22 protein-coding genes and 3 tRNA genes are annotated in these 24,418 nt (G+C 43.7%); 21 read left to right on the forward strand and 4 right to left on the reverse strand.

The window, feature by feature from the left end; translation table 11 throughout:
* The 13 genes from carB (at position 1) to J2Z20_RS01815 (ending at position 13,468) form a co-directional block, all read left to right on the forward strand.
* Positions 1-3,225, forward strand: a complete 3,225-nt coding sequence (gene carB / locus J2Z20_RS01755) for a carbamoyl-phosphate synthase large subunit (protein WP_209844775.1) — start codon at positions 1-3, stop codon at positions 3,223-3,225.
* Between the two features lie 63 nt (positions 3,226-3,288).
* Entirely contained in the window at positions 3,289-4,026 is a 738-nt protein-coding gene (gene pyrF, locus J2Z20_RS01760) for an orotidine-5'-phosphate decarboxylase (RefSeq protein ID WP_209844778.1), read from the forward strand.
* Positions 4,020-4,664: an orotate phosphoribosyltransferase gene (gene pyrE / locus J2Z20_RS01765; protein WP_209844780.1), complete on the forward strand. Its 645-nt coding sequence runs from the start codon at positions 4,020-4,022 to the stop codon at positions 4,662-4,664. The genes pyrF and pyrE overlap by 7 nt, the downstream gene beginning before the upstream one ends.
* Before the next feature lie 207 nt (positions 4,665-4,871).
* Positions 4,872-5,744 carry an ABC transporter ATP-binding protein gene (locus tag J2Z20_RS01770; RefSeq protein WP_245251833.1) on the forward strand — a complete coding sequence of 291 codons (873 nt, stop codon included), beginning with the start codon at positions 4,872-4,874 and terminating at the stop codon, positions 5,742-5,744.
* Positions 5,707-6,795, forward strand: coding sequence for an efflux RND transporter periplasmic adaptor subunit (locus J2Z20_RS01775; protein ID WP_209844783.1), 1,089 nt, complete (start codon positions 5,707-5,709; stop codon positions 6,793-6,795). The genes J2Z20_RS01770 and J2Z20_RS01775 overlap by 38 nt, the downstream gene beginning before the upstream one ends.
* Positions 6,795-9,707 carry an ABC transporter permease gene (locus tag J2Z20_RS01780; RefSeq protein ID WP_209844785.1) on the forward strand — a complete coding sequence of 971 codons (2,913 nt, stop codon included), beginning with the start codon at positions 6,795-6,797 and terminating at the stop codon, positions 9,705-9,707. The genes J2Z20_RS01775 and J2Z20_RS01780 overlap by 1 nt, the downstream gene beginning before the upstream one ends.
* Before the next feature lie 3 nt (positions 9,708-9,710).
* The gene (locus J2Z20_RS01785) at positions 9,711-10,595 is read left to right on the forward strand and encodes an ABC transporter ATP-binding protein (RefSeq protein ID WP_209844787.1); all 885 of its coding nucleotides are present in this window, start codon (positions 9,711-9,713) and stop codon (positions 10,593-10,595) included.
* 6 nt (positions 10,596-10,601) lie between these two features.
* On the forward strand, positions 10,602-12,092 hold the full coding sequence (locus J2Z20_RS01790; RefSeq protein WP_342454240.1) for an ABC transporter substrate-binding protein: 1,491 nt from the start codon (positions 10,602-10,604) through the stop codon (positions 12,090-12,092).
* A 97-nt stretch (positions 12,093-12,189) separates the two neighbouring features.
* Positions 12,190-12,354, forward strand: a complete 165-nt coding sequence (locus J2Z20_RS01795; RefSeq protein WP_209844789.1) for a hypothetical protein — start codon at positions 12,190-12,192, stop codon at positions 12,352-12,354.
* 70 nt (positions 12,355-12,424) lie between these two features.
* Positions 12,425-12,498, forward strand: a tRNA-Met gene (locus J2Z20_RS01800).
* 47 nt (positions 12,499-12,545) lie between these two features.
* Positions 12,546-12,622: transfer RNA gene (locus tag J2Z20_RS01805), tRNA-Ile, on the forward strand.
* A 3-nt stretch (positions 12,623-12,625) separates the two neighbouring features.
* A tRNA-Leu gene (locus tag J2Z20_RS01810) sits at positions 12,626-12,711 on the forward strand.
* Positions 12,712-12,799: 88 nt separating this feature from the next.
* The gene (locus J2Z20_RS01815; protein ID WP_209844791.1) at positions 12,800-13,468 is read left to right on the forward strand and encodes a uracil-DNA glycosylase; all 669 of its coding nucleotides are present in this window, start codon (positions 12,800-12,802) and stop codon (positions 13,466-13,468) included.
* 44 nt (positions 13,469-13,512) lie between these two features.
* On the opposite strand, the gene J2Z20_RS01820 is transcribed toward J2Z20_RS01815, so the two are convergent.
* Complete coding sequence (locus J2Z20_RS01820; RefSeq protein WP_209844793.1) at positions 13,513-13,890, reverse strand: heme-copper oxidase family protein; 378 nt, start codon at positions 13,888-13,890, stop codon at positions 13,513-13,515.
* A gap of 175 nt (positions 13,891-14,065) precedes the next feature.
* Here J2Z20_RS01820 and J2Z20_RS01825 point away from each other — a divergent pair, with 175 nt between their 5' ends.
* Positions 14,066-14,479 (forward strand): DUF4395 domain-containing protein, encoded by a 414-nt coding sequence (locus J2Z20_RS01825; RefSeq protein WP_209844794.1) that lies wholly within the window; start codon positions 14,066-14,068, stop codon positions 14,477-14,479.
* Between the two features lie 70 nt (positions 14,480-14,549).
* On the opposite strand, the gene J2Z20_RS01830 is transcribed toward J2Z20_RS01825, so the two are convergent.
* From J2Z20_RS01830 to J2Z20_RS01840, 3 genes are all read right to left on the reverse strand, one after another.
* The gene (locus J2Z20_RS01830; protein WP_209844796.1) at positions 14,550-15,257 is read right to left on the reverse strand and encodes a Crp/Fnr family transcriptional regulator; all 708 of its coding nucleotides are present in this window, start codon (positions 15,255-15,257) and stop codon (positions 14,550-14,552) included.
* Positions 15,250-15,438 carry a hypothetical protein gene (locus tag J2Z20_RS01835; protein WP_209844798.1) on the reverse strand — a complete coding sequence of 63 codons (189 nt, stop codon included), beginning with the start codon at positions 15,436-15,438 and terminating at the stop codon, positions 15,250-15,252. The genes J2Z20_RS01830 and J2Z20_RS01835 overlap by 8 nt, the downstream gene beginning before the upstream one ends.
* 82 nt (positions 15,439-15,520) lie before the next feature.
* Positions 15,521-15,877: a DsrE family protein gene (locus J2Z20_RS01840; RefSeq protein WP_209844800.1), complete on the reverse strand. Its 357-nt coding sequence runs from the start codon at positions 15,875-15,877 to the stop codon at positions 15,521-15,523.
* A 236-nt stretch (positions 15,878-16,113) separates the two neighbouring features.
* Here J2Z20_RS01840 and J2Z20_RS01845 point away from each other — a divergent pair, with 236 nt between their 5' ends.
* The 7 genes from J2Z20_RS01845 to J2Z20_RS01875 all read left to right on the forward strand — a co-directional run bounded on the left by J2Z20_RS01845 (position 16,114) and on the right by J2Z20_RS01875 (position 24,356).
* Positions 16,114-17,931 carry an APC family permease gene (locus J2Z20_RS01845; RefSeq protein WP_209844802.1) on the forward strand — a complete coding sequence of 606 codons (1,818 nt, stop codon included), beginning with the start codon at positions 16,114-16,116 and terminating at the stop codon, positions 17,929-17,931.
* A gap of 182 nt (positions 17,932-18,113) precedes the next feature.
* Positions 18,114-18,329, forward strand: a complete 216-nt coding sequence (locus J2Z20_RS01850; RefSeq protein WP_209844804.1) for a hypothetical protein — start codon at positions 18,114-18,116, stop codon at positions 18,327-18,329.
* Between the two features lie 135 nt (positions 18,330-18,464).
* Entirely contained in the window at positions 18,465-19,097 is a 633-nt protein-coding gene (locus J2Z20_RS01855) for a molybdopterin-dependent oxidoreductase (protein WP_209847173.1), read from the forward strand.
* Positions 19,098-19,255: 158 nt separating this feature from the next.
* The gene (locus J2Z20_RS01860) at positions 19,256-20,689 is read left to right on the forward strand and encodes an FAD-binding oxidoreductase (protein ID WP_209844806.1); all 1,434 of its coding nucleotides are present in this window, start codon (positions 19,256-19,258) and stop codon (positions 20,687-20,689) included.
* A gap of 9 nt (positions 20,690-20,698) precedes the next feature.
* Positions 20,699-21,253: an MFS transporter gene (locus tag J2Z20_RS01865; RefSeq protein ID WP_209844808.1), complete on the forward strand. Its 555-nt coding sequence runs from the start codon at positions 20,699-20,701 to the stop codon at positions 21,251-21,253.
* A 514-nt stretch (positions 21,254-21,767) separates the two neighbouring features.
* A complete protein-coding gene (locus J2Z20_RS01870) occupies positions 21,768-22,775 on the forward strand; it encodes a LacI family DNA-binding transcriptional regulator (RefSeq protein ID WP_209844811.1) in 1,008 nt (335 codons plus the stop codon).
* 162 nt (positions 22,776-22,937) lie between these two features.
* Positions 22,938-24,356: an extracellular solute-binding protein gene (locus J2Z20_RS01875; protein ID WP_209844813.1), complete on the forward strand. Its 1,419-nt coding sequence runs from the start codon at positions 22,938-22,940 to the stop codon at positions 24,354-24,356.
* The last annotated feature ends 62 nt before the right edge of the window (positions 24,357-24,418 follow it).

The following is a 24,418-nucleotide window of genomic DNA, read 5'->3' on the forward strand; positions in this document are numbered from 1 at the left end:
ATGCCTAAAAATACGAACCTTAAAAAAATTCTCGTTATCGGCTCAGGTCCGATTGTGATTGGTCAGGCTGCTGAATTTGACTACGCTGGTACGCAAGCGTGCCAAGCATTGAAAGAAGAAGGCGTTGAAGTTGTCCTCATTAACAGCAATCCAGCTACGATTATGACGGATACGAATATGGCTGACAAAGTGTATATCGAACCGATTACGTTAGACTTTGTAACGAATATCATCCGTCAGGAACGTCCTGATGGCCTTCTGCCAACGTTAGGAGGTCAAACGGGTCTTAATATGGCGGTAGAATTAGCTCGAGCTGGTGTCTTGGAACGTGAAAATGTGAAACTCCTCGGAACGCAGTTAACTTCCATTGAGAAAGCGGAAGATCGCGACTTGTTCCGGGAACTGATGAGAGAACTTGATCAACCGGTACCTGAGAGCACCATCGTTACAACTGTTGAAGAAGCGGTGCAATTCGCTAATGAAATCGGATATCCAATCATCGTACGTCCTGCGTATACACTTGGGGGTACAGGCGGAGGAATTTGTGCGAATGAAGAAGAACTTCTAGAGACGGTTGCTTCAGGGATTCGATACAGCCCAATTAACCAATGCCTCATTGAGAAAAGTATTGCCGGTATGAAAGAAGTAGAGTACGAAGTGATGCGGGACGCGAACGATAACTGCATCGTCGTATGTAACATGGAAAACTTCGACCCTGTTGGTGTCCATACTGGAGACAGCATCGTCGTAGCGCCGAGCCAGACATTGTCTGATCGGGAGTATCAAATGCTGCGCTCTGCCTCACTGAAAATTATTCGCGCACTCAATATTGAGGGCGGTTGTAACGTCCAATTCGCGCTCGATCCTCACAGCTTCCAGTACTATGTTATCGAAGTGAACCCGCGGGTAAGCCGCTCGTCAGCGCTTGCTTCGAAAGCAACGGGTTATCCGATTGCGAAAATGGCTGCGAAAATCGCGCTTGGATATACGCTTGATGAGATTGTGAACCCTGTAACGGGTCAAACATACGCATGCTTTGAACCAACACTCGACTATGTGGTCAGCAAAATACCGCGCTGGCCTTTCGATAAATTCGTAAGTGCAAACCGTAAACTCGGTACGCAAATGAAAGCAACCGGCGAAGTGATGGCGATTGGCCGTACCTTCGAAGAGTCTATCCACAAAGCGGTCCGTTCACTTGAGATCGGAGTACATCGATTATACTTAAAAGAAGCGGAAAATTTGGATGATGAACTGCTTAAACAGCGTCTGAATAAGCCTGACGATGAGCGTCTTTTCTTAGTCGCTGAAGCATTCCGCAGAGGCTATACTTTGCAGGAAATTCAAGACTTAACGAAGATCGACTGGTGGTTCTTAGCCCGAATTGAAGGTCTTATCGAATTCGAAACGAAAATTGCAGCTGAACCAAGTCTCACGTATGATACTTTGTACGAAGCGAAACGGCTGGGCTTTACAGACCGTGCCATCGCTGAGCTTCGCGCTAAAGGGCAACCAAACGGGGGACATACGACAGAGGCTGAAGTTCGAAGCTTCCGATTTGAAAAAGGACTTAAGCCTGTATACAAAATGGTCGATACGTGCGCGGCAGAGTTCGAAGCTTCCACTCCATACTACTACTCGACCTACGAGACGGAAAACGAAGTCATCCATACACCGAAAGAAAAGATTATCGTACTCGGCTCCGGTCCAATACGGATTGGTCAAGGGATTGAGTTTGACTACTCTACAGTACATGCAGTATGGGCTATTCAAAAAGCAGGTTATGAGGCAGTCATTATCAATAACAACCCAGAGACGGTATCTACGGACTTTAATACATCCGACAGGCTCTACTTCGAGCCGCTGTTCTTCGAAGATGTTATGAACGTCATCGAACAGGAGAAACCAGTTGGGGTCATCGTACAGTTCGGCGGTCAGACAGCGATCAACTTAGCGGAACCGCTCAGCAAAGCGGGTGTGAACATTCTAGGAACGAGCCTAGAAAGCATAGATGAAGCGGAAGATCGCAAACGGTTCGAGGCGCTGCTTACTCGCCTTAACATTGCACAGCCGCAAGGCCGCACTGTAACGACAGTAGAGGAAGCGGTTGGTACTGCTCAAGGGCTCGGTTATCCGGTACTTGTTCGTCCATCCTATGTGCTGGGCGGACGTGCGATGGAGATCGTATACTCGGATGACGAACTGCTCAGCTACATGGAGCAAGCGGTCAATATTAACCCAGATCATCCGGTTCTCATTGACCGGTATATGCTCGGCAAGGAAGTGGAAGTAGACGCGATCTGTGATGGTGAGACGGTTCTCATCCCAGGTATTATGGAACATGTTGAGCGCGCTGGTGTCCACTCTGGTGACTCGATTGCCGTATATCCGCCGCAGCATTTGGATGAATCGCTAAAACAAAGCATTGTTGACATCACCATCAAAATTGCGAAAGAACTGAAGACGGTGGGGCTAGTCAATATCCAGTTCGTCATCTATGAACATAAAGTGTACGTTATCGAAGTGAACCCGCGTTCATCAAGAACGGTGCCATTCTTAAGTAAAGTAACAAATATTCCGATGGCAAATCTCGCGACACAAGCGATCTTGGGCAAAAAGCTGAAAGACCTTGGATACAGCGAAGGTTTATGGCCAGAAAGCGCCCATGTATCTGTGAAAGTTCCGGTATTCTCCTTCGCTAAGCTGAGAAGAGTAGAGCCTACACTCGGACCTGAAATGAAATCGACGGGAGAAGTTATGGGCCGAGACGCGCAGTATGCAAAAGCTCTGTATAAAGGGCTTGTCGGCGCAGGAATGAAAATTCCAGCTACAGGTTCCCTTATCGCAACGATTGCAGATAAAGACAAAGCAGAAGCTGTGAAACTGCTCCAAGGCTTCGATCGAATCGGTTATAAAATTATCGCGACCGGCGGCACTGCAGAAGCGCTTAAAGCGGCAGGGATTCCGGTCACAACGGTGAACAAGCTCAGTGAAGGATCGCCGAACATCTTGGATCTCATTCGCAGTGGGCAAGCGAACTTAGTAGTGAACACACTAACGAAAGGGAAAATGCCAGAGCGTGACGGTTTCCGAATTCGCCGGGAAGCGGTTGAGAACGGTGTTGTATGTATGACATCACTTGATACTGTGCGGGCTGTACTGAATATGCTTGAGACGATCAACTTCTCCTCACAAGCGATGCCTGCCTTAGGACATAACGTGTAAACGTGGATTACCTCAAATATTCCAAAGGTGCGTTATGTGATCAATAAGGAGGATCAGTTTACTATGAGTAATTTCCATCGTACGGCGGGCCGTCTTATGGTGGCCTTAGATTGCCCGTCAGCAGAACAAGCTCGTGCGCTTGTGAGGCAGCTTGAAGGGATCCCTTGTTATATGAAAGTCGGGATGCAGCTGTTCTATACAGCAGGTCCTGACTTTGTTAAAGAACTGAAGGCAAGTGGATATTCTGTCTTTCTAGATTTGAAAATGCATGATATTCCGAATACGGTGCGAGGCGGAGCGAACAGCATTACTCGCCTGGGTGTGGACATGTTCAATGTCCATGCCGCGGGCGGTGTGCAGATGATGCGTGCGGCCAGATTAGGCGCAGAAGAAGCGCTGGCAAAAGATCTTTCACTAAGTATGCCGCTAATTATCGCTGTAACGCAGCTTACGAGTACGGATCAGCGTACGCTGAATGACGAAATCGGCATTTCAGGTACGGTGGAGCAAGCCGTTACGAAGTATGCGCTGTTGACGAAAGAAGCAGGGCTTGACGGCGTCGTCGCTTCTTCCTTAGAAGTCCCTGCAATTAAAGCAGCTTGCGGCTCAGCGTTTAAGACGATCACCCCAGGAATTCGCCTCCATGGAGGCGAGCTAGGCGATCAAGCACGTGTGCTAACACCTCGTGAAGCGATCCGTAATGGCAGTGATTTTATCGTAGTTGGAAGGCCAATTACTGCATCGGCAAATCCGCGTGAAGCAGCAGAGCACATTATTGAGGAGATGAAGCAATCATGTTGAACCTAGATAACATATCTTTAGAGATTGCGTCGAATCTACTGCAGATCGAAGCGGTCTCCCTCCGGCCACATCAGCCTTTCACTTGGACATCCGGCATGAAATCACCGATTTATTGCGATAACCGGCTGACGATGTCCTATCCGGAAATTCGGGAGCGCATTGCCGATTCCTTTGCTACGATTATTCGAGAATTATATCCTGAGACGGAAGTAATTGCTGGAACGGCTACGGCCGGCATTCCGCATGCGGCATGGGTCGCTCAGAAGCTGAACTTGCCGATGGCATACATTCGTGACAAGGCAAAGGGACACGGCAAGGAGAATCAAATCGAAGGCATAATCAAGCCTGGACAAAAGGTAATCGTCATCGAAGATTTGATTTCAACTGGCGGCAGCTCATTAAAAGCAGCTCTTGCTGTTAAAGATGCGGGAGCAGAGCCACTCGCTGTACTGGCGATATTCAGTTATCAATTGGACAAGGCTGTGAAAGCTTTTGAAGACAGCGGTATTCCGCTTCAAACGTTATCTAATTACACCGATTTGATCGAAAGTGCTGTGAAGCTTGGTAAAATCAAAGAAGCTGATATATCGCTCTTACAATCTTGGAGAAATGATCCTTCTTCGTTCGGCAATTCATAATAATAATGACTATTCTTTAATCTCGTAAATATAGCCTTATTACTAGATTTGAGAGAGACAGCCTGAAAGCATTCAGGCTGTTTTTTTATTGGAATGACTTGAAAATATTTCATTATTGTAAAAATAATTGTAACTTTTCCTGCCGCTATTTCGTTTATTATGTAGCCATTGAGTAATTCATCTACCAAATAACAGGAGAACATTGAAATGAAGTTATGGTTTCGAAAACGCTCCTCACCTCATGAATCTGCACCACAGACGACAGCGAATGAACCTCACACAACACACATCGAACATACTCTCTCTACTATTGATGATGATTCTCATCCTTTAATAACGGACACCTCAATCGAATCTACTTCCTCTCATGTAGTCACAGCTGATTCTAAGCAGACGGATCAACCAAGTGAGCCAATACTCACGGTTCGTGAGGTACATCGAATTTTTGAGACAGGGAGTGCAGAAATTCACGTACTTAAAGGTATCAATATGGAAGTTCGTCCTGGACAGCTTGTTATGTTAAAGGGGAGATCGGGCTCTGGGAAAACAACGCTGCTCAACATGTTAGGGGGGCTTGATCTACCAAGCAGAGGGGAAATTTACTTCAACAAATTTCCACTGCATGGGTGGAATGATGATGAGCGGACTCAACTGCGGCGCAAAGAAATCGGGTTTGTTTTTCAAGCTTTTGCGCTGTTGCCGTTGTTATCAGCCCGTGAGAATGTCGAGCTGTCGCTGCGAATGGCGTCTGTTCCTAAGGAAGAGTGGGACGACCGAGTGAAGCATTGCCTCGATTTGGTCGGTCTTAGCAAACGGATGAATCATCGTCCATTTGAATTATCAGGGGGGGAACAGCAGCGCGTCGCTATTGCGAAAGCAATAGCCCATCGTCCTAAACTGCTGCTGGCAGACGAACCAACAGCGAATTTGGATTCCCAAATGGGGGCGCAAGTGATGTCCGTATTCAGAAATATTATTGCGACAGAAAACGTAACTATCTGCATGACAACACACGATCTTACAATTTTGGAGGTAGCGGACCATGTCTACGAAATGGTGGACGGCAAATTTATTTCGTAAAGAGACGAGAGCACGAAAAATTTGTCTATTGATTTTGTGCAGCAGCCTTCTGCTAACAGCCGGTTGTTCACTTTTACCGAAGGAAAATGAGGAAGAAGTGCTTCCGGAGATCACTGCCCCTACGATATCTAAGAAACCGGAATACGAAGTTCGCAAAGAAACGCTGGAGACGAAAGTGTCTGGCATTGGGAAATTGATGAGTGAGCGAGAAGAAGTACTATTTTTTACAGCCGATAGTTTACATGTGCAAGAGTTGTACGTGAAAAATGGAGACAAAGTGAAAAAAGGAGCGCTTATTGCCAAATTAGATGTTGAGGATTTGGAAAAGCAGCTCCGGCAAAAGAAATTAGAAATGCGCAAGCTTGAAGTTCAGATGAAGGAAACGCTCCGTACGAAGGAAGATATGGATCCAGTTGAATATGAAGGAGCGGTCATTTCTTTTGAGGAGAGCAGACAGGCGCTGACCGATTTAGAAAATGAAATTGCCAAAGCAACATTGACAGCTCCTTTTGATGGTACGGTTGTATCAGTCAATGTGAAGAAAGGCGATCAAGTAAAGGCTTACGATCCGATTGCTACAGTGGCAGATACGACTCATTTGCTCGTTGCAGCAAGCTTCGATAAAGAAGATTTGCAGAAGGTTGCAGTAGGAATGAAAGCGGATGTAACGATTCAAACGGTAGGGGATTTTACGGGAAAAGTGAAAGTGATTCCAACGATTCAGGATGATTCGAACAACTCTGACGGAGGCGGAGGCAATCAGCGGCCTAATGACGACTCCATTGATAAATACCTAATCGTTGAACTTGATAAAAAGCCAAGTGGACTTAATCGCGGCAATCCTCTGAGTGTATCGATTGTTACTCAGCGTAAAGAGAATGCGATCCTCATTCCACTGTCTGCACTGCGTACGATTGGTTCAAGAACGTATGTGCAAGTTGTAGATGAGAACGGGAAGCGTGAAGTGGACGTGGAAGTTGGTCAGCAGACTTCTACAGATGTAGAGATTGTTAAGGGACTCACTCCAGGACAGAAAGTAGTGGGTCGTTAATGGGCATGCCGATATTTCGTTTTTTAGTTCGTAAAATGTGGAACACAAGATGGCTGACGATGAGTACCCTTCTCGGCTTAATTATGGCTGTAGCATTCACAATCAGCATTCCGATGTACGCGGACGGAGCACTGAAACGTGTTGTTGTACAGTCTCTGAAAGAGGAAAGCAAAGGCCTGCCGGCAGGTTCCCTCCTTATGAGCTATCAGGTGCCTGGTGGTTCCAAGACAGACCGAGGGGGGCTGGATCAGGTTGATAAGTATATTCGTGAAGAAGTCCCGAAAGACATCGGATTTCCATATGATGCGTTCGTCAATACGAGGGCGATTCGCAGTACTGAGGTAAGTCCCGAAGATCCGACAAAGGTAGACGCAAGCCGAACGCGTACGATGTCAATTGTAACGTTCTCGAACCTTAAAGATCATATCAATTTGACGAATGGGAAAATGTACGCGGACAATGCGCAAGATGGCGTCATTGAAGCGTTAATGCTTGAAGAAGGCATGTACCGCAATGATCTTCATGTCGGCGATATTTTGGAGTACCCGGTATACAGCGGACTTGATATCGTACTCCGTGTTAAAATCGTCGGTTCGTTCGAAGCGAAGAATGCGGCGGATCCATACTGGTTCCAAGGCTTTGAAGGTCTCATGAACAGCTTCTTTATTAGCGATAAAGCGTTTAACGTGGATTTGATGCAAAAGCAATCCGTCCCAATCAATAGTTCCAGTTGGTACTACGCCTTTAACTTACAGGATGTGAAGACAAGTCAGCTCTCTCCGCTGGGGCGTACTTTAGAACGGCTTAATATTGAGCTGTATCAACGTCTGAAAGATACGAAAGTAGATATTTCTTTTGGCGATTTGCTGAAGGAGTTCCGCATCCAAAGCTTGCAAATGCAGACGATGTTATTTACGCTCGCTGCACCGATGATCGCGATGGTTATCTATTTTATTGTGATGAATGCAAGACAATCTCTTAGTAAGCAGGAAAGTGATATTGCAGTGCTTCGCAGCCGAGGCGCTTCTACGAATCAAATTATTTGGATTTATTTGCTTGAAGGTGTTGTTTTAGGCGGAGCTGCGATGATTGTTGGACCATTCTTGGGTTGGTTCATGGCTAAAAGTATAGGTTCAGCAAGCGGTTTTCTGACTTTTGTCGATCGCAAATCAATTCCGGTTGGTATTTCATTTGATGCGCTTGTTGTCGGGATGTTAGCGGTGGTCATCGCCATATTAGCTACTGTTATTCCGGCGATTAGCTATGCTAGATCATCTATCGTGAATACGAGACGCAAACAGGCTCGCTCAGATCGTAAACCGGTCTGGCAACGCTGGTATCTGGACCTTCTGCTAATAGTTGTTACAGGGTATGGATATTATCTGCTTTATGAACGTCAATTGTTAACGTTTCAGAGCGGTATAACGACCGATCAGCTTCAAATACAGCCTGTACTGTTCTTTATTCCAGCATTAGCGATTTTTTCGTTGGGGATGTTTTTTCTAAGAATTTTTCCTCTGTTGCTCAGAATCATTCGCTGGATCGGCAGAAAAACGCTGCCGGTGCCTATGTATCTTAGCTTAACGCAGTTATCTAGATCTTCTTTAGCTTATTACCCGCTTATGATTCTGCTCATTTTGACTCTAGGTCTCGGTGTGTATAATGCATCTGCCGCACGAACCATTGATTTGAACTCAACAGAGCGAACGCTATACAAGTATGGTACAGATGTCATCATGCAAACGGTCTGGGAAGGTTCAGCAGAAGTGACTCCCCCTCAGAATGGAGGAGGTAATGGAAATGGCGGTGCAGGAGGCAATCCGAATGACCCTGGCAACGGCGGAAACGGCGGGGCAAATCCGGGAGGGGCACCGGGAGGAAGTCCTGGCGGACAGCAACAAAGGCCCACTAAAATTATTTATTCCGAGCCGCCGTTTGAGATCTTTCGGCATTTGGATGGGGTAGACCATGCAGCAAGGGTCCTAGAGACGAAAGGGAACGTAGTTGTATCGGGGAAATCGATTGGCCAAGGAATGGTCATGGGGATCGATAACGTTGATTTTGCTAAGGTGGCTTGGTTTCGGAACGATTTGTTTCCCGTCCATCCTTTTAAATACTTGAACTTGCTTGGGAAATATGAAGGAGCGGTTCTCGTTTCGTCCAACGTAGCAGAGAAATATCAACTGAAGCCCGGGGACATCATCTCGATCGCTCTTCAAGAGCAGCCAGTTGAATTTGTGGTGTACGCTGTTTTACCGTATTGGCCTAGTCAATATCCTGATGAGATTCCATTCTTCATTGCCAATTTGGACTATATTTATGATCAAGTTCCGCTCATTCCTTATGAGGTGTGGCTTAAGATGAAACCGGGTGCTAAAGTTGCGCCGCTTATGGATCAGCTAACGAAGGCGGGAATTGAACTGTCTTCTGTGAAAGATGTGCGAAATGAACTGGTTGTCCAAAGCAAGCATCCTACACGCGGCGGCGTGTTTGGAATTTTGAGCTTAGGATTTCTAGTTTCAGTCATTATCTCATTAATTGGGTATGTGTTGTATTGGTTTTTCAATCTGTCGGGTCGTGTTGTGCAGTTCGGTATACTCCGTGCAATGGGACTTTCGAGGAAGCAGTTAACTGTAATGCTTCTATCAGAGCAAGTATTAACCGCTGGCTTAGCGATCGCTCTAGGAATTGGAATTGGTAAGTTAGCCAGTAAATTGTTCCTTCCGTTTCTGCAAACGGCTGATAATGTGACGACTCAAGTGCCTCCGTTCCACATCGTGTTCGATTCGCAAGATACGTTCCAGCTATATGGGGTAATAGCGGTCATGCTGGGTACAGGTGCACTTCTGTTATTCTGGCAAATTCGGAGACTTCGAGTCCATCAAGCTGTCAAAATGGGAGAGGAGAGGTAACGGATGATTGAATGTGAAGGGCTCGTTAAAATTTTTAAATCTGAAGAAATCGAAGTTGTTGCCCTCCAAGGTTTGAACCTGAGCGTGAAGCAAGGAGAGATGATGGCCATCATCGGCAATAGCGGCAGTGGCAAATCGACACTTCTTAATATTCTTGGCGGGCTCGATCGTCCTTCTGCTGGATTTGTTAAAGTGGGGGATTGGGATTTACTCAAAATTAGTGACGAGCAGCTCGTAGATTATAAACGGAATACAGTAGGTTTTGTATGGCAAAATAACGCACGAAATTTGCTTCCGTATTTATCGGCGCTTGAGAATGTGGAAATGCCTATGATGCTTACTGGCAAGGTGGATCGGCAGTATGCTGTGCAGCTGCTTGAATGGGTCGGTCTGAAAGACCGTATGCATAACAAACTTCATCAGCTTTCAGGTGGTGAACAACAGCGGGTAGCCATTGCGATATCTCTAGCTAACCGCCCGAAAATATTGTTAGCAGACGAACCAACAGGTTCTGTGGATACACAAACGTCAGATCTTATTATGAATATTTTCCGTCATATGAATAAGGAGCTTGGAGTCAGTATTGTCATAGTAACGCATGACTTGACTTTAGCAGGGAAGGTTGATCGGGTCGTGGCGATACGCGATGGCTTAACGAGCACAGAGTTTATTAAGCGGAATCCGAATTTAGACTTAGCTGCTAATCACGGCTTTGATCATGGAAGCGATTTGCACGAAGTTCATGAAGCGTATGTTGTAGTCGACCGAGTAGGGAGACTTCAAGTGCCTAAAGAGTATTTACATGCGCTATCGATCGTCGATAAAGCTTCTATGGAGTTTGATGGTGAGAAAATTATTATTACTGCACCGAAATCATTGGAGGGATAAAAACTAGTGAAGAACATAAAGTCTTCTGTCATTCGAAAGACGGTATCTGTATTACTCGCGACGACACTCTTTGGATCATTAATTGTGGGCTGCACGCCTAATAAACAATCGGACCAACCTAAAGAAAAAGTGCTGCGTATTGGCACGATTTACGGAGGTCCAGATGATTCTTATTTCCGTCAACAATTTACGGACATTTTCGAATACACGCATCCTAATATTAAGGTTGAAATCGTACCTGCCGTAGATTACAGTCAATATCGATATGTTGATCCTGAGAAGCAAAGTCAAGACCCGATTGATTATGTAGAGAGTACGAAGAAACTTTTGACTGGAGACAATCCGGTTGATGTTATCGTTGGAGATACGAATATTGTAAAATCCTTAATACAAGAAAATTTATTAAAGCAGCTCGATCCGCTCATGCAAGAGGATAAATTCGATACTTCTGATTTCGTACCGACCGTTATTGATGGAATTAAAGATTTAGGAGACGGAAGCGGATTGTATGCTTTGTCACCGACCTTTTCATCTTCTGCCCTTTTTTATAACAAAAAGATTTTTCAAGATGCAGGCGTAGATTTACCAAAAGACGGTATGACCTGGGATGAAGCCTTTGATTTAGCAAGACTTGTTGCTAAGGGTGAAGGTAAAGACAGAGTGTACGGTATTTCATTCAATCGCTATCAAGGCGGGGATCCTTACTATGATGCGATGACTTATTCTGCTCCTCTTCAGCTCAGAACATTTGATGAGAAGGCAGAGAAAATGACGGTAAATACGCCGCAGTGGGAGAAAGTCTGGAGTACGATAAGCAAGCTGGTTAAGGATAAAATTGTTCCGACCAATGATCAACAGAGTAATGGAAAAGTAGAAGCAGCCGCCTCATATAATCCAATTCAAGGGGATTTGTTCCTAAGCAGTAAAGTAGCGATGACGATTGGCGATAGCAATTACGTTACTGAGCTCAATGATGCGAATAAAAACGCTGAGAAAATTAAAGATTTTCATAAGGTAGATTGGGATATTGTTACGATTCCAACCCACCCGGAGAAACCGGGTATTGGCGGCAACATTTATTTGAGTAACTTGATGGCTATTAACAGTAATGCGCAAAATCCAGAAGACGCTTGGGAATTTATTAAGTTTCTGAACAGTGAAGAATGGGCTAAAATAAAATCACGCAGCAGCAGCTATGAAATGGTTGCACGTAAATCATACATTCAGCCTAGAGAAGGTCTGACTTACAATATTCAAGCTTTCTATACGCTGAAGCCCGTTCCGCCAGCCAACACGAGAGATGATCAATTGTATCAAAAGATGCCAAATTTATGGCTAGTCAGTGATCAAGGACGTACCTTCTTCCAAGAGGTGATCGATAATAAGAAGACACCAGCTGAAGCTCTTCAGGCTTGGGAGAAAAAAGGAAATGAAATGCTGCTTGAAATGAAAAATAATCCAACAGGAAAACCAGCCGAAGTTAAACCAGCGAATTAATCATAATGAGCCGCCCATAGGGCGGCTTTTTTTACGTAATTATGGGTAATCTAATATTAATTGCAACAAGAGACATCATAAAAAGGGTGAGACAACGATGAAATGGGTATATTTCAGCAAATTGTATGCGACAAAATTTCAAGCAGGCTGCTTAGCTAGAAGGTTGGAACGAGACAGTTGGTTGTATGGATTTAACGACCCGCGTGAAATTGAAATATTTCGGTCTAAAAGAGGTCGATATGGTGTACGATTTATCATTTAATAAAATCTTTTAAATTTATATATTGACGTGGTCCATAGGTATCGTGTATATTATTAATTGTCGCTATTGACGCGGGGTGGAGCAGCTCGGTAGCTCGTCGGGCTCATAACCCGAAGGCCGCAGGTTCAAATCCTGCCCCCGCAATTATGCTTTTTAAGCGACAATAATTGAAAATGTACGGCGAATGATAAGGGCCCTTAGCTCAGTTGGTTAGAGCGGTCGGCTCATAACCGATTGGTCGGGGGTTCGAGTCCCTCAGGGCCCACCATTTGCCGGGGTGGCGGAATTGGCAGACGCACAGGACTTAAAATCCTGCGGTAGGTGACTACCGTACCGGTTCGAGCCCGGTCCTCGGCATAAACAATTCATATGTACACAATATAAGCTGGTTCTGGGTACTCAGAACCAGCTTATATTTTTTATATCAGAAAGTGGGGGAATGAGCGTGATCGGCAACGACTGGGATCAAATATTACGAGCGGAACTAGGAAAGCCATACTTTCAGGAGCTTCAAAATGTGCTGGCTGCTGAATATGCACAGTATAAGGTGTATCCTTCAAAAGAAAATATTTACGAAGCGCTAAAGTTAACCTCTTATGAAGGGACTAAAGCGGTTATTCTCGGGCAAGATCCATATCATGGACCGGGTCAAGCTCATGGACTTAGCTTCTCTGTGCTGCCTGGAGTCCGAATTCCACCATCACTCCACAATATTTATAAAGAGCTGACCGCAGATTTGGGTATTCCTGCACCGAATCACGGGACACTTACACATTGGGCTAAGCAAGGTGTACTTCTGCTCAACACGGTTCTGACCGTTAGAGAAGGTGAGGCCAATTCCCATCAAGGATTAGGGTGGGAGCTGTTCACCGATGCCGTCATAGCTGCTTTGAACGAGCGCGAGCAACCTATAGTGTTCATACTTTGGGGAAGTCCAGCGCAGAAGAAAGGTGCTTTCATCGACGAAACGAAACATAAAGTGATTAAATCAAGCCATCCGAGTCCGCTTGCAGCGTACCGCGGTTTCCTTGGCAGCAAGCCATTTTCAGAAACAAATGCGTTCCTTGAGTCGCGCGGTATTGTTCCGATCGATTGGGCAATTCCGAACATATAAAAAACCCTTGGATCTCCAAGGGTTTTATTTTTCAGAAGGCAGGGTCACTTTTTAATAGCAGGTCTTACATTTTGAAACACATTGAGCGCTAGAAATATAACTCCAAGTACGGTAATTACACCGCCAACGGCAATAACTGGCTCCATACCCGAAACTTCGCTTAATAGCAGGAACAAACCGATCATCATAATGGGAACACCTATATTGTGTAACCAGAAGTGAATTTTTCCAAGCGTCGATTCTCCAGCTTTAGGGAATAGGTGATAAATCAGTCCACTTACCGCAAGGGATACCCAGCCTAGTAAGTTAATATGCACATGAACTCCAGTATACGTATACGAATGCGACATAGACATATACATACCTAGCAGAACGCCTATAACGAAATAAACAACAGAAATTTTAATCAGTCTTATGCCCATATAGCGCCTCCTTATTCATAATTTCTATAAATATATGCAGGTGCAATAGTGTGATGCTACTCTTTATCGGCTGAAGTGCAAAATTATGTTTATGTGTTTCTTTAAAAACCCATTGTTTTAATAGGATTAATGCGTTATATTTGAACTAGAATCGATAGTTAAAGGATGGATTGCGATGAAAGAGATTCCTGAAGCTTATGTCAAAGCGAATCAAACGGGCATAGTGCTTTTTGTCATTTTAACAGCTGTATTTAACCAGCCTTTCATATTGCTCGCACTTTGGCTTATTCAAGTGGCAGGGTTGTTTTTTGGCAAAAATATATTCGTCATGTTGGCGAAGCCCTTCCTGAAAGTTGAAGGTAAGCCAACACAAGCAGCAGAGCTCCAACGTTTTAACAATAGCTTGGCGGTTATGTTTCTGACGTTGTCGCTGCTTAGCTTTCTTCTTCACTTAAATGTGCTTGGTTATATTTTTGCGGCGATGCTGTTCCTTGCTGCCTTTGTGGCCATTTGCGGATATTGCATCGGATGCACAGTTTATTTCCAATATAAACAGTTCAAGGCAAGAAGAGCGAGAGCAAGAACTTAAACATGACGCAATCATGAAAACACCTCCTAAAGAGCGGGAAATTGATGCTCCTAGGAGGTGTTTTTGCCATTTATACTTCATCCAGCTTATTAGCCAAATGTTCTTTTGCTTTGCTCAAATGAACTTGAATATTCATTCTGCCAGTGATGACGATGTTTTCTTTAGCAAGATCGTGCAGCACGACAGTTACAGATTCGCGTGTCGCTCCAATCATGTTGGCTAACTCTTGATGAGTTAGGGGCATATCTATTTTAACCATTCCGCCTTCAGAAGGGATACCGAACTTGTCAGCTAACTTAACGAGTAAATAAAGAACCTGATCCTGCAAGTTGCCAAGCGCAATTCTTTCGAGCAGTTCTTCCTTCTCTTGAAGCCGGTCGCTTAAAATTTGCAGAAATTTTATCGCCAGCTTCGGTCTTTGAAGCAGAAAGTTTTCGAACTGATTTTTCGTTAAAGAACAGATCAGCGTTTCTTCCACCGTTTCAATGTAAAGCCCCTTCGTACCGAGCGATATAAAGTGAACTTCACCGAACATATTTCCTGGCCCTAGAATCCCCACCGTAAATTGCTTCCCGTCTGCGTTCAGCTTATAGAGTCTTACCTTGCCTTCTTTGACGATGAACAGGCCTTCTACCGTAGAATCAGGCTGCTGAATGACCGTATTTTTAGGAAGCTTGTTGAAATGTGTCATTGGCGCCATTTTATCAATTTGTTCTAAATCTTCAGGCGGAAGTGACTCGAACAGACTAATACGCGATAAATACCATAATTTATCCATGATCATCCTCAAGTAACCGGTCTAGTAACGCCTCATCGAAGGTATGAAGCTTATGTTCATTTACGATGATAAAAGGAGTTGCAAACCCGCCCAGCTCAAGCATCTCTTGAAAATGCAACTTATTATAACCGACATCGAGCACTTCAAAAGGACGGAATGTTCTCTCCTTATAGCGTTCCATATAACGTATCACTTCTTTGCAAGAAGGACAATCCTGTGTGACATAAATTCTTATATCGGCTCTCAACAGCTGCACCTGCTTATTACAGGGTAATAATTTGCCATCCTTCAGAAATGAGATCTGCAACGCTCGCATGGCCAGCTTTATCGTTATCTGTTGACAATGGAACCCCCGCTTCTTTTACACTCTCAGTAACGTTAAAGGCAGATGCGCAATGCTCACAAGCTTCGATAACGCCAAGTTTTTTCACTGCATTAAATAGTGGGTTAGCCATGTGACTCGCGTCTTGGAATTTACTAATCCAAAGAACGCCTTGACCGTCAAAAATCAATTTTACTTGATGACCTGCTTCATGCAGTTCTTGTGTGTATACGAGCGAATGGAGCGCTCTACCGATTTCGTTCTCTGTTGCGTGTACAAAAATAGCTACTTTACTCATTTTCTTTTCCCTCCAAATTGTGATGTGAAAAATAACTTTATTTATTGTCGCCGGTATCGCTTGTAATCATGCACTTTATAAGCGGTTAGCGGCCGCAATGCTTCCGGCTACAGTTACATATTACTGAAGGGAAAAGAATTGTTCTGTAAGATAGATTACGCAACCACCGATTTACACATAATAATTAGTACTTTCTTGAAAATATCATTTCAATAAACCAAAGGACGCCTGATCAAATGTTTGTAAAAATAAAAAGATGGTTAATCGGAAGACCTATGAAATCCACTGAGATCGAGGAGGAGAAGCTGGGCAAATTTAGAGCTCTTGCCATTCTTTCTTCGGATGCGTTATCCTCCGTTGCTTACGGTACAGAACAAATCTTAATCGTTCTCATTACTGCCGGATTTAGTGCGCTATGGTACTCGGTTCCGATATCTATTGCGGTGCTAGGGCTGCTCGCCATATTGATTACCTCTTACCGCCAAACCATTTTCGCTTATCCTTCTGGTGGAGGGGCTTATATTGTTTCAAAAGATAACCTCGGCATCACGCCGAGTCTGATTGCAGGCGGATCGCTGCTGGTCGATTATATTCTTACCGTAGCTGTAAGCTCCTCAGCTGGTACGGATGCGATTACGTCTGCTTTTCCAGTATTGCATGAGCATAGGGTGTTCATTGCGCTGATTATGATCGTGTTCTTAACGATTATGAATTTGCGTGGAGTCACTGAATCGGCATCCGTTCTTGCCATTCCGATTTATTTATTTGTTTTTGCCATATTTGTGCTCATCATAAGCGGGATTATTAACTATATATCGGGAGGAGTTCAGGCGGCAGCGCCGGAGTTTGGAAGGGCTGTCTCTAACGTCAGTTTATTTTTGTTATTAAAAGCATTCAGCTCAGGCTGTTCGGCTTTGACAGGTGTTGAAGCGGTATCTAATGCAATCCCTAATTTTAAAGAACCTGCCCCTAAAAATGCTGCCGCAACTCTCCTCATGATGGGTCTCATACTTGGCTCTATGTTCATGGGGATCAGTATGCTTGCTTACTGGTATGGAATTAAGCCAAATGATAAAGCGACGGTCATTTCGCAAATTGCCGAATCCACCTTTGGGCGCGGACTTCTGTACTACATCATCCAAGGAGTAACTGCCATTATTCTATTCTTGGCAGCGAATACGGCATACTCAGCTTTTCCGCTCCTCGCATATATGCTGGCTAAAGACAAATATATGCCGCATATGTTTATGGTTCGGGGAGATCGGCTTGGATTCTCCAACGGGATTTTATTTCTAAGTATACTTTCGGCTGTACTCATTATCGTGTTTCGAGGAAATACAGAAAATTTAATTCCGCTCTATGCGGTTGGTGTATTTATTCCGTTTACACTGTCACAATTAGGCATGATGATGAGGTGGATTCGATCAAAGCCGCCTGGCTGGTTCATCAAACTTATGATTAACACGGTTGGAATGCTGACAACGCTCTCGATTACACTCATTTTTATAGTGACCAAGTTCACTCAAGTATGGATGATCTTTATCTTTCTGCCATTCGTTGTGATCGCATTTTTTAAAGTGCAAGGACATTACAACAACACGGCGAACCAGCTTCGCATTGATCTTCATAAAGATAAGCCTCACACAAAAGGGAACACCGTCATTATTCCCATATCAGGAATTACAAGGGTTGTTCTCAATACAATCAGTTACGCCAAGACATTGTCGGAAAATGTCGTTGCTGTATACATTGGATTTGATGATGAAGCGATTGATAAAATGGAAAAAGCGTGGGAGACATGGGATCCAGGCATTAGACTCATCACGCTGAAATCCAGCTACCGCAGTGTCATGGGGCCGCTCAAGAGATTCATCGAAACGGTCGAATGGAAAAAAGCCGAGGAAGATCATATTACCATCTTGATTCCTCAATTCATTACAGAGCATTGGTGGCAGTATTTACTCCACAATCAGACAAGCATAATGATCCGTGCCTATTTGATAAAGTATAAAGATGTCATTGTAACAACGGTACCTTATCATTTAAGAGGTTAGTGAAGAAATTGAAAAGTCAAAACAAATACGCAAAAGCAACAATCGCAACAGAAATATTTATTGTATGTTATCAGAACACAACTTGACCTAGGAAAAAATACACTCTCGCAATCTTGGTGATTACGGCGTATACTTGAGAGTAGTATTTGAGATGAAATGTCAACTGAAATCAAGGAGTTACTATGAATCATACACTAGTAAAAAATATAGACTTTTTCGTTGCTGCCCTATCTCAATCCGTCGTCTCCGCATGGCAAGAAGACCCTGCAGGCGTTTACTGTGAGATCGGATCCGGTTATGTGGAGATGTTCTCAGACAATTATGTACGGATTCGTAATCAAGACGGAACGAAGAGCCATTATGCGCGTGATATTACGATGTTTCAATTGAAAATGTAACTTTTCAGCATCCTGCAGGCAGGGTGCTTTTTTCTTATGACTTAAAGTTGACGAGTATAAATTGTTCGTAAATAATTAAGCTATAGAGATGGGAAAGTGGAATCAAGAGTGGCTGTAATAGAAGGGATGGACAATATGGAAAAAGTACTGCCCCCTGGTCAATTCGAAACTGATAAATGGCCGATTCTCCATGAAGGAGATGTATATCAGTTTGAAGAAGATAAGTGGAATTTTAGACTGTTTGGCGACGTGAAAAAAGAAGTCACTTTATCCTTCGCAGACGTTATGAACTTACCGAAAACGAAATCAACCGTTGATATGCATTGTGTAACGACATGGTCCAAATTCGGCACCTCCTTTGAAGGCATTGCCTTCCGTGAGTTTCTGAACCTTGCCCAATTAGAGCAGGATGTAAAGTATGTGAAATTATACGGTTATCTGAACGGTAATCGGTTCGGATACTCAGCGAATTTACCGCTCGAGCCTCTCTTAGGGGATGACTCGCTATTTGTATTCCGGTGGAAAGATCAATTGCACGAATGGCAAGATATAACGCCTAAACATGGCTATCCATTACGATTTATCCCGCCTGCTTCCTTCTATTTATGGAAGGGACCGAAATGGGCATCGGGAATTGAGTTTATGAAGGAGGATGAAGCGGGTTATTGGGAGGAGAGAGGCTATTCGATGACAGCCAATCCTTTCAAAGAAGAGCGCTTCGCCGAGCCGAATTTTACATTTGATGATTTTGAAGATTACGATGATTAAATGACACATACGAGAAAGATCGCAATAGCTTTATTGCGATCTTTTTTTATTGCGATCTTTTTTTATTGCTTTATATTGTTGGGCTATGTATACAAGAAGTCCATATTTAGTTTAATATGGGTGTCATGGATAATAGGTTAATAAAAGGCTGGGTGGTAATGAAAAAAACGATCGTTCTCTTATTACTCGTGGCATTATGTTTGTTCAATTACATACAGAATAACGTCCCAGATCAAGATCCCTATATGATTACGGATTACAGTAGGCTTCATCCTGTCAAAGTAGAACGTGTTATAAAGGGGCGAGAAGAAGAGCAGTTAATTGATATTATCAAAGAAGCGAAAGCCAAGCATTTAACGATTTCCATCGCTGGTCAGCGGCACAGTCAGGGCGGGCATACCTATTATAAAGACGGTATCGTTATTGATATGACCTCTTACAATCGTATCCTATCCTTTTCTCCTAAAGAGAAGAAGATTCGTGTACAAGCCGGAGCCACTTGGGAATACATTCAAGATACAATCAATCCTTACGAATTATCGATTAAAACGATGCAGTCACAAAATATATTTACGGTTGGCGGATCAATTAGCGTAAATGCTCATGGTCGCGACATACGAAGCGGGTCGTTAATTAAAAGTGTAGAATCGTTTCGATTGTTGACGGCAGAAGGTCGTATTATAGAAGTGAGCCGGACGGAAAATGCGGATTTGTTCCCGCTTGTCCTAGGCGGTTATGGGTTGTTTGGCATTATATTAGATGTAACCTTAACATTAACAGATGACGAAGTATACAAGGTCACAAGCGATCATATGAGCGTTAATGAATATCCCGACTATTTCATTACCAACGTGAGATCGAATCCGAATATTCATATGCACATTGCCCGAATTTCGGTTGCTCCAAGCAGCTTTCTTACCGAAATGTACGCGATCAATTATGAAGTGGATCATACGATTTCCTTGCAAGATCATAACAAGCTCCAAACTCGGGAACAATGGGTGATCCCTAGTAAACTTTTATTTCAAATCAACCGATCTTTCAATTTTGGGAAAGATGCATTTTGGAAATTACAAAAAGTGTATTTCGCTAAAGAACAAGGAAGCATGATTAGTCGTAATAACGCGATGCGTTCAGAATCGGAATTTATGGAATACAGAATTGCGGGAAAAAACGATCTGCTGCAGGAATATTTTATACCCATTAAGGAGTTCCCGGGTTTTGTCGAAGATTATAAGACAGTGCTCAAACAAGAAAATTTGAATTTGCTTAATATTACTATCAGGTACGTCAATCAAGATCAGGAAGCAGTGCTGTCATATGCAAGGGAGGATATGTTTGCACTTGTCTGCCTGTTTAATGTACCACTGTCTGAGCAAGGGAAGAAGAAGGTAAAGCAAGGTATACAGAACATCATAAACCAAGTCATAAAGCATCGCGGAACCTATTATTTGCCCTATGCTGACTATCCAAGTGTACAGCAATTCCAAACGGTATACCCGAAATACAACTTATTTTTTAAAAAGAAAGATCAGTATGATCCAAATCATCTGTTCATGAACTATTTTTATGAGGATTATAAAGGGGAGTAGTCACACACAATGGATGTTAAATGGCTCATTCGATCGCAAAGCATTGTAACACTCGCAGCAGGAATGATTTATCCGTACTATTTATTGTTCTTGAAAAACCTAGGTAACAGTTATTCCAAATATGGACTTGCCTTTGCCGTATTTACGATAAGTTCAGCCGCTGTATCGCAGTGGCTTGCTCCAAGATTAGATCGATACGCAGTGCAAATTCTGATCGGAAGCTCTCTCGGAATGATGGCAGCCATGCTTGCCTTTCCATGGGTAATGTCTTATATGTGGGTACTCATCCTTCAGCTGCTCATGGGGACCTGCAATGCGATGCAGAAAATGAGCGAACGGCTGCTCATAGCAGATCATACGGAACCTGGTGCCCGAGGTCCATTCATCGGTTCGTTTCATTTCTGGACTTCCGTTGCTTCGGGATTTGCAGTTATTGTTGGCGGATATTTAATTGATTGGTTAACAATCAATGCCTTGTTCTATACTAGTGCTTTGCTATATGGAATGAGTGCATGGGCCGGTTGGCGGTCAGCGAAATTAAATAATAGCAGAACGTTAAGTTGATAGATCCTTCGGTTGTGTCATCGTAATAGAGGATTTAGAAGTATACAAAAAGGGACAGCCTAATACTGAAGTAGGCAAATCGTTAATTCTAGGATCGACGTACTCATTACAAAAGGCTTCAGTGCAAAGGATGAATGATGACGAAAGTGTTGATTTGATACGGAAAATGACAGTTTCATAAGGAGACTTGATACAGTAAAAAGAAGCAGATACTTCTCTATAAGGAGGTGTCTGCTTCTTTTTTACTAAGTTCGATGCAGATCGCCCTATTTTTGATGGGAATGTAAACGTTTCGATAGAAATTGAAGAAAAACGAAGAATGGCCTAAATAATTCGTTAAAAGAGTGTTGTTTTATTAAAAATTTAACCAAATTGTTAATTGAAAGCGTTACCATGTATAGTGTATATTGTGATTAACATCGAAACGTTTCGAACAGGCATCCAGAGTTTAACCATACGAGCACGAAGCGGTGTGAGATCAGAACATGATTCTTGTATGAGAGAAGGAGTAATATTGGTAACGATTCGAGATGTCGCCAATCGGGCAGGTGTAGCCATATCTACCGCGTCCTATGCACTCAATAATGATCCCAGGGTAAGTGAAGAGACCCGCCGCAAAGTACTAAAAGTTGTAGAGGAGATGAACTACAGGCCGAACGCCATCGCACGCAGCTTGAAAAGGAAAAAGAGCGAAACGATTGGATTATTTTTAAACGATTTCGGAGGTCCGTTCTTTAGTTCCGTGATTCAAGGTGTAGAAGAGGTCGTTTCCTCTAATGGGTATAACTTGGTAGCGTGCAGTACATACGGGGGAAATCACAATACAACAACCAATCGATTTCTTCAAGAGAAGCAGCTCGATGCTGCCATTATTCTTGGCCCTAATATTCCGGATGAGTTAATCGTTCAGGTGGCAAGCAAAGATTTTCCGGTTGTGGTGATGGATCGGGAGCTGAAGGCCGAACATGTGCACAGTGTTCTTGTTGATAACGAGCAAGGCGCTTATACTGCCACTCGTCATCTGATAAACCTTGGTCACCGGAAAATTGCTTATCTGAGCGGTCCTGTGAATTCTTACAACAACCAGAAACGGCTTGTAGGCTTTAAAAGAGCGCTTGAAGAGGCTGACATCGCGTTTCAGTCTGCAATAAATGTTCAAGGTCATTTTACTGAACATGGCGGTTATCAGGTGATGAAATCACTGCTGATGAGCAAGAACGTACCTGACGCAATATTTTCTGCCAACGATGAGATGGCTATCGGTGCCATACAGGCATTAACGGAAGCTGGCATTCGCGTGCCGCAGGATGTGGCCATCGTTGGATTTGACGATATACGGCTGTCCTCTTACATTAGGCCGGCTTTATCCACAATTGGACACCCCAAGCAAGAATGGGGAACCGTCGCGACACATGTCGTGTTTCAGACTCTTCAAGATCCCAGTGAACAGTCACGGTCGATCATGCTCGATACGGAACTCATCATTCGGGATTCATGCGGCGCTGCGCTGCAAAGCACTTGATTCTTTGTTGGAAGCGGTTACGACCGTTGCCATATTGATTACGCTACATAAGGAGGGGTCGACCTTACATTCACAGTTTCCTAGTTTGGTGAGCAAAAAAGTAAGAATGATCAGGCAGTTATTTTTCGAACTTCAATTTTAGAAGCAGGGGGAAAGTTGACCATGAAAAAAACATTTGCACTGACCTTGGCAGTCGTAATGCTCATGGCGCTGCTCGCAGGATGCGGCGGCTCTAAAAACAGCTCTCAAAGTGAAAACGGAAACACGCAATCTGCGCAAAATCAAACGGATGGGGCAAAGAGCGGGGACAATGGCACAGCGAGCACAGGCACGGATACTTCATCGAATGAAGTCGTGACACTGAAGTTCGGCACGTGGAACAACCCCGAGATAGAGCAGAAGAAAATAGATGCATTTGAGAAAACTCATCCAAATATCAAAATTGAGATCGACAAATCCATAACTTGGCCGTGGGATGAGAAGCTGGGTGCTGCTGCGGCCGCTGGCAAATTGCCTGACGTATTTTTTGTATTTAATGCTCCAAACGATGTAGCAAGCGGATGGCTTGCAGATTTAACTCCGATGTTAAAAGAGGATCCAGATTACAACGAGAAAAATATCTTCGGGAATTTGAGCGCGACAGGTCAATATAACGGCAAGCAATATGTTTTGCCGCATCAGCTTTTTACCACAGGCGTTCTAATCAATGTTGATTTGTTCAACAAAGAGAATATTCCGTTGCCTAAGCCAAACTGGACAGTGGACGATTTCGAGAAAATTGCGAAGAAATTAACGAAGCCTAGTGAGAACCAATTTGGTGTTGAAAACATTCTCGGAGCTCGTGAAAGTTTCGTACCGCAATTTGATCCTAGCCTTGGCTGGCTGACATATGACGGCAAACAGTTTAATTTCGACAAGCCGGCATTCTCTGATGCGATTCATTGGATCAACAACGTTGTCTACAATGACAAATCCGCCGTCGACTTCTATGACCGCAAAGAGCAAGATAAATGGTACGGCAAAGACAAGAGCGGTTTCGTGATGGGTAAAGTCGGTATGAAAATCGATGCCAACTGGGCATTCGCTGATCTATCCAAGAACGCGAAGTTCAAATGGGATTTCCTTCCGATTCCAGGTAAAGCAGGACAACGTGTTCCAATGGTTACTGACTATATCGGTATGGCAGCAAGCACCAAACATCCTAAAGAAGCGTTTGAATTCATTAAATGGTTGACTTATTCCAAAGAAGGCTGGCTCGAGCGAATTAACAATATTGAGAAACCGATCTCTACGATGCCGCTTATCAATGACCGTGAAGTATGGGATGCATACTTGAAAAATACATTCACTGCACCGGGCCTCAAGGATGTTATCGCAGGAATTCCTAATGGCTTCGTCGATGGTTATAAATGGTTACCAGGTGACGCAGAAATTATTGACAAAGTTCTAAATCCGTACGACACGAAGAAAGATCTCGTAACACTTAAAGTGAAACCTGAAGATGTGGCCAAAGATATTCAGAACAAGGCTATGGACATTTTTAACAAAGACAAAGCTCAAATCGATGCGGCAACGAAGTAACGATTTTGGATGTCCCTCTCCCAGCAAGGGGGAGGGAACATTCTTTAAGAGAAGGTTATGCT

Source organism: Paenibacillus sediminis, assembly GCF_017873765.1.
GTDB lineage: Bacteria > Bacillota > Bacilli > Paenibacillales > Paenibacillaceae > Paenibacillus_AG > Paenibacillus_AG sediminis.

Coding starts and splice junctions, on each gene's coding strand:
- carB (WP_209844775.1), top strand. CDS start 1: ATGCCTAAAAATACGAACCTTAAAAAAATTCTCGTTATCGGCTCAGGT.
- pyrF (WP_209844778.1), top strand. CDS start 3,289: ATGAGTAATTTCCATCGTACGGCGGGCCGTCTTATGGTGGCCTTAGAT.
- pyrE (WP_209844780.1), top strand. CDS start 4,020: ATGTTGAACCTAGATAACATATCTTTAGAGATTGCGTCGAATCTACTG.
- J2Z20_RS01770 (WP_245251833.1), top strand. CDS start 4,872: ATGAAGTTATGGTTTCGAAAACGCTCCTCACCTCATGAATCTGCACCA.
- J2Z20_RS01775 (WP_209844783.1), top strand. CDS start 5,707: ATGTCTACGAAATGGTGGACGGCAAATTTATTTCGTAAAGAGACGAGA.
- J2Z20_RS01780 (WP_209844785.1), top strand. CDS start 6,795: ATGGGCATGCCGATATTTCGTTTTTTAGTTCGTAAAATGTGGAACACA.
- J2Z20_RS01785 (WP_209844787.1), top strand. CDS start 9,711: ATGATTGAATGTGAAGGGCTCGTTAAAATTTTTAAATCTGAAGAAATC.
- J2Z20_RS01795 (WP_209844789.1), top strand. CDS start 12,190: ATGAAATGGGTATATTTCAGCAAATTGTATGCGACAAAATTTCAAGCA.
- J2Z20_RS01820 (WP_209844793.1), bottom strand. CDS start 13,890: ATGGGCATAAGACTGATTAAAATTTCTGTTGTTTATTTCGTTATAGGC.
- J2Z20_RS01825 (WP_209844794.1), top strand. CDS start 14,066: ATGAAAGAGATTCCTGAAGCTTATGTCAAAGCGAATCAAACGGGCATA.
- J2Z20_RS01830 (WP_209844796.1), bottom strand. CDS start 15,257: ATGGATAAATTATGGTATTTATCGCGTATTAGTCTGTTCGAGTCACTT.
- J2Z20_RS01835 (WP_209844798.1), bottom strand. CDS start 15,438: ATGGAACGCTATAAGGAGAGAACATTCCGTCCTTTTGAAGTGCTCGAT.
- J2Z20_RS01840 (WP_209844800.1), bottom strand. CDS start 15,877: ATGAGTAAAGTAGCTATTTTTGTACACGCAACAGAGAACGAAATCGGT.
- J2Z20_RS01845 (WP_209844802.1), top strand. CDS start 16,114: ATGTTTGTAAAAATAAAAAGATGGTTAATCGGAAGACCTATGAAATCC.
- J2Z20_RS01850 (WP_209844804.1), top strand. CDS start 18,114: ATGAATCATACACTAGTAAAAAATATAGACTTTTTCGTTGCTGCCCTA.
- J2Z20_RS01855 (WP_209847173.1), top strand. CDS start 18,465: ATGGAAAAAGTACTGCCCCCTGGTCAATTCGAAACTGATAAATGGCCG.
- J2Z20_RS01860 (WP_209844806.1), top strand. CDS start 19,256: ATGAAAAAAACGATCGTTCTCTTATTACTCGTGGCATTATGTTTGTTC.
- J2Z20_RS01865 (WP_209844808.1), top strand. CDS start 20,699: ATGGATGTTAAATGGCTCATTCGATCGCAAAGCATTGTAACACTCGCA.
- J2Z20_RS01875 (WP_209844813.1), top strand. CDS start 22,938: ATGAAAAAAACATTTGCACTGACCTTGGCAGTCGTAATGCTCATGGCG.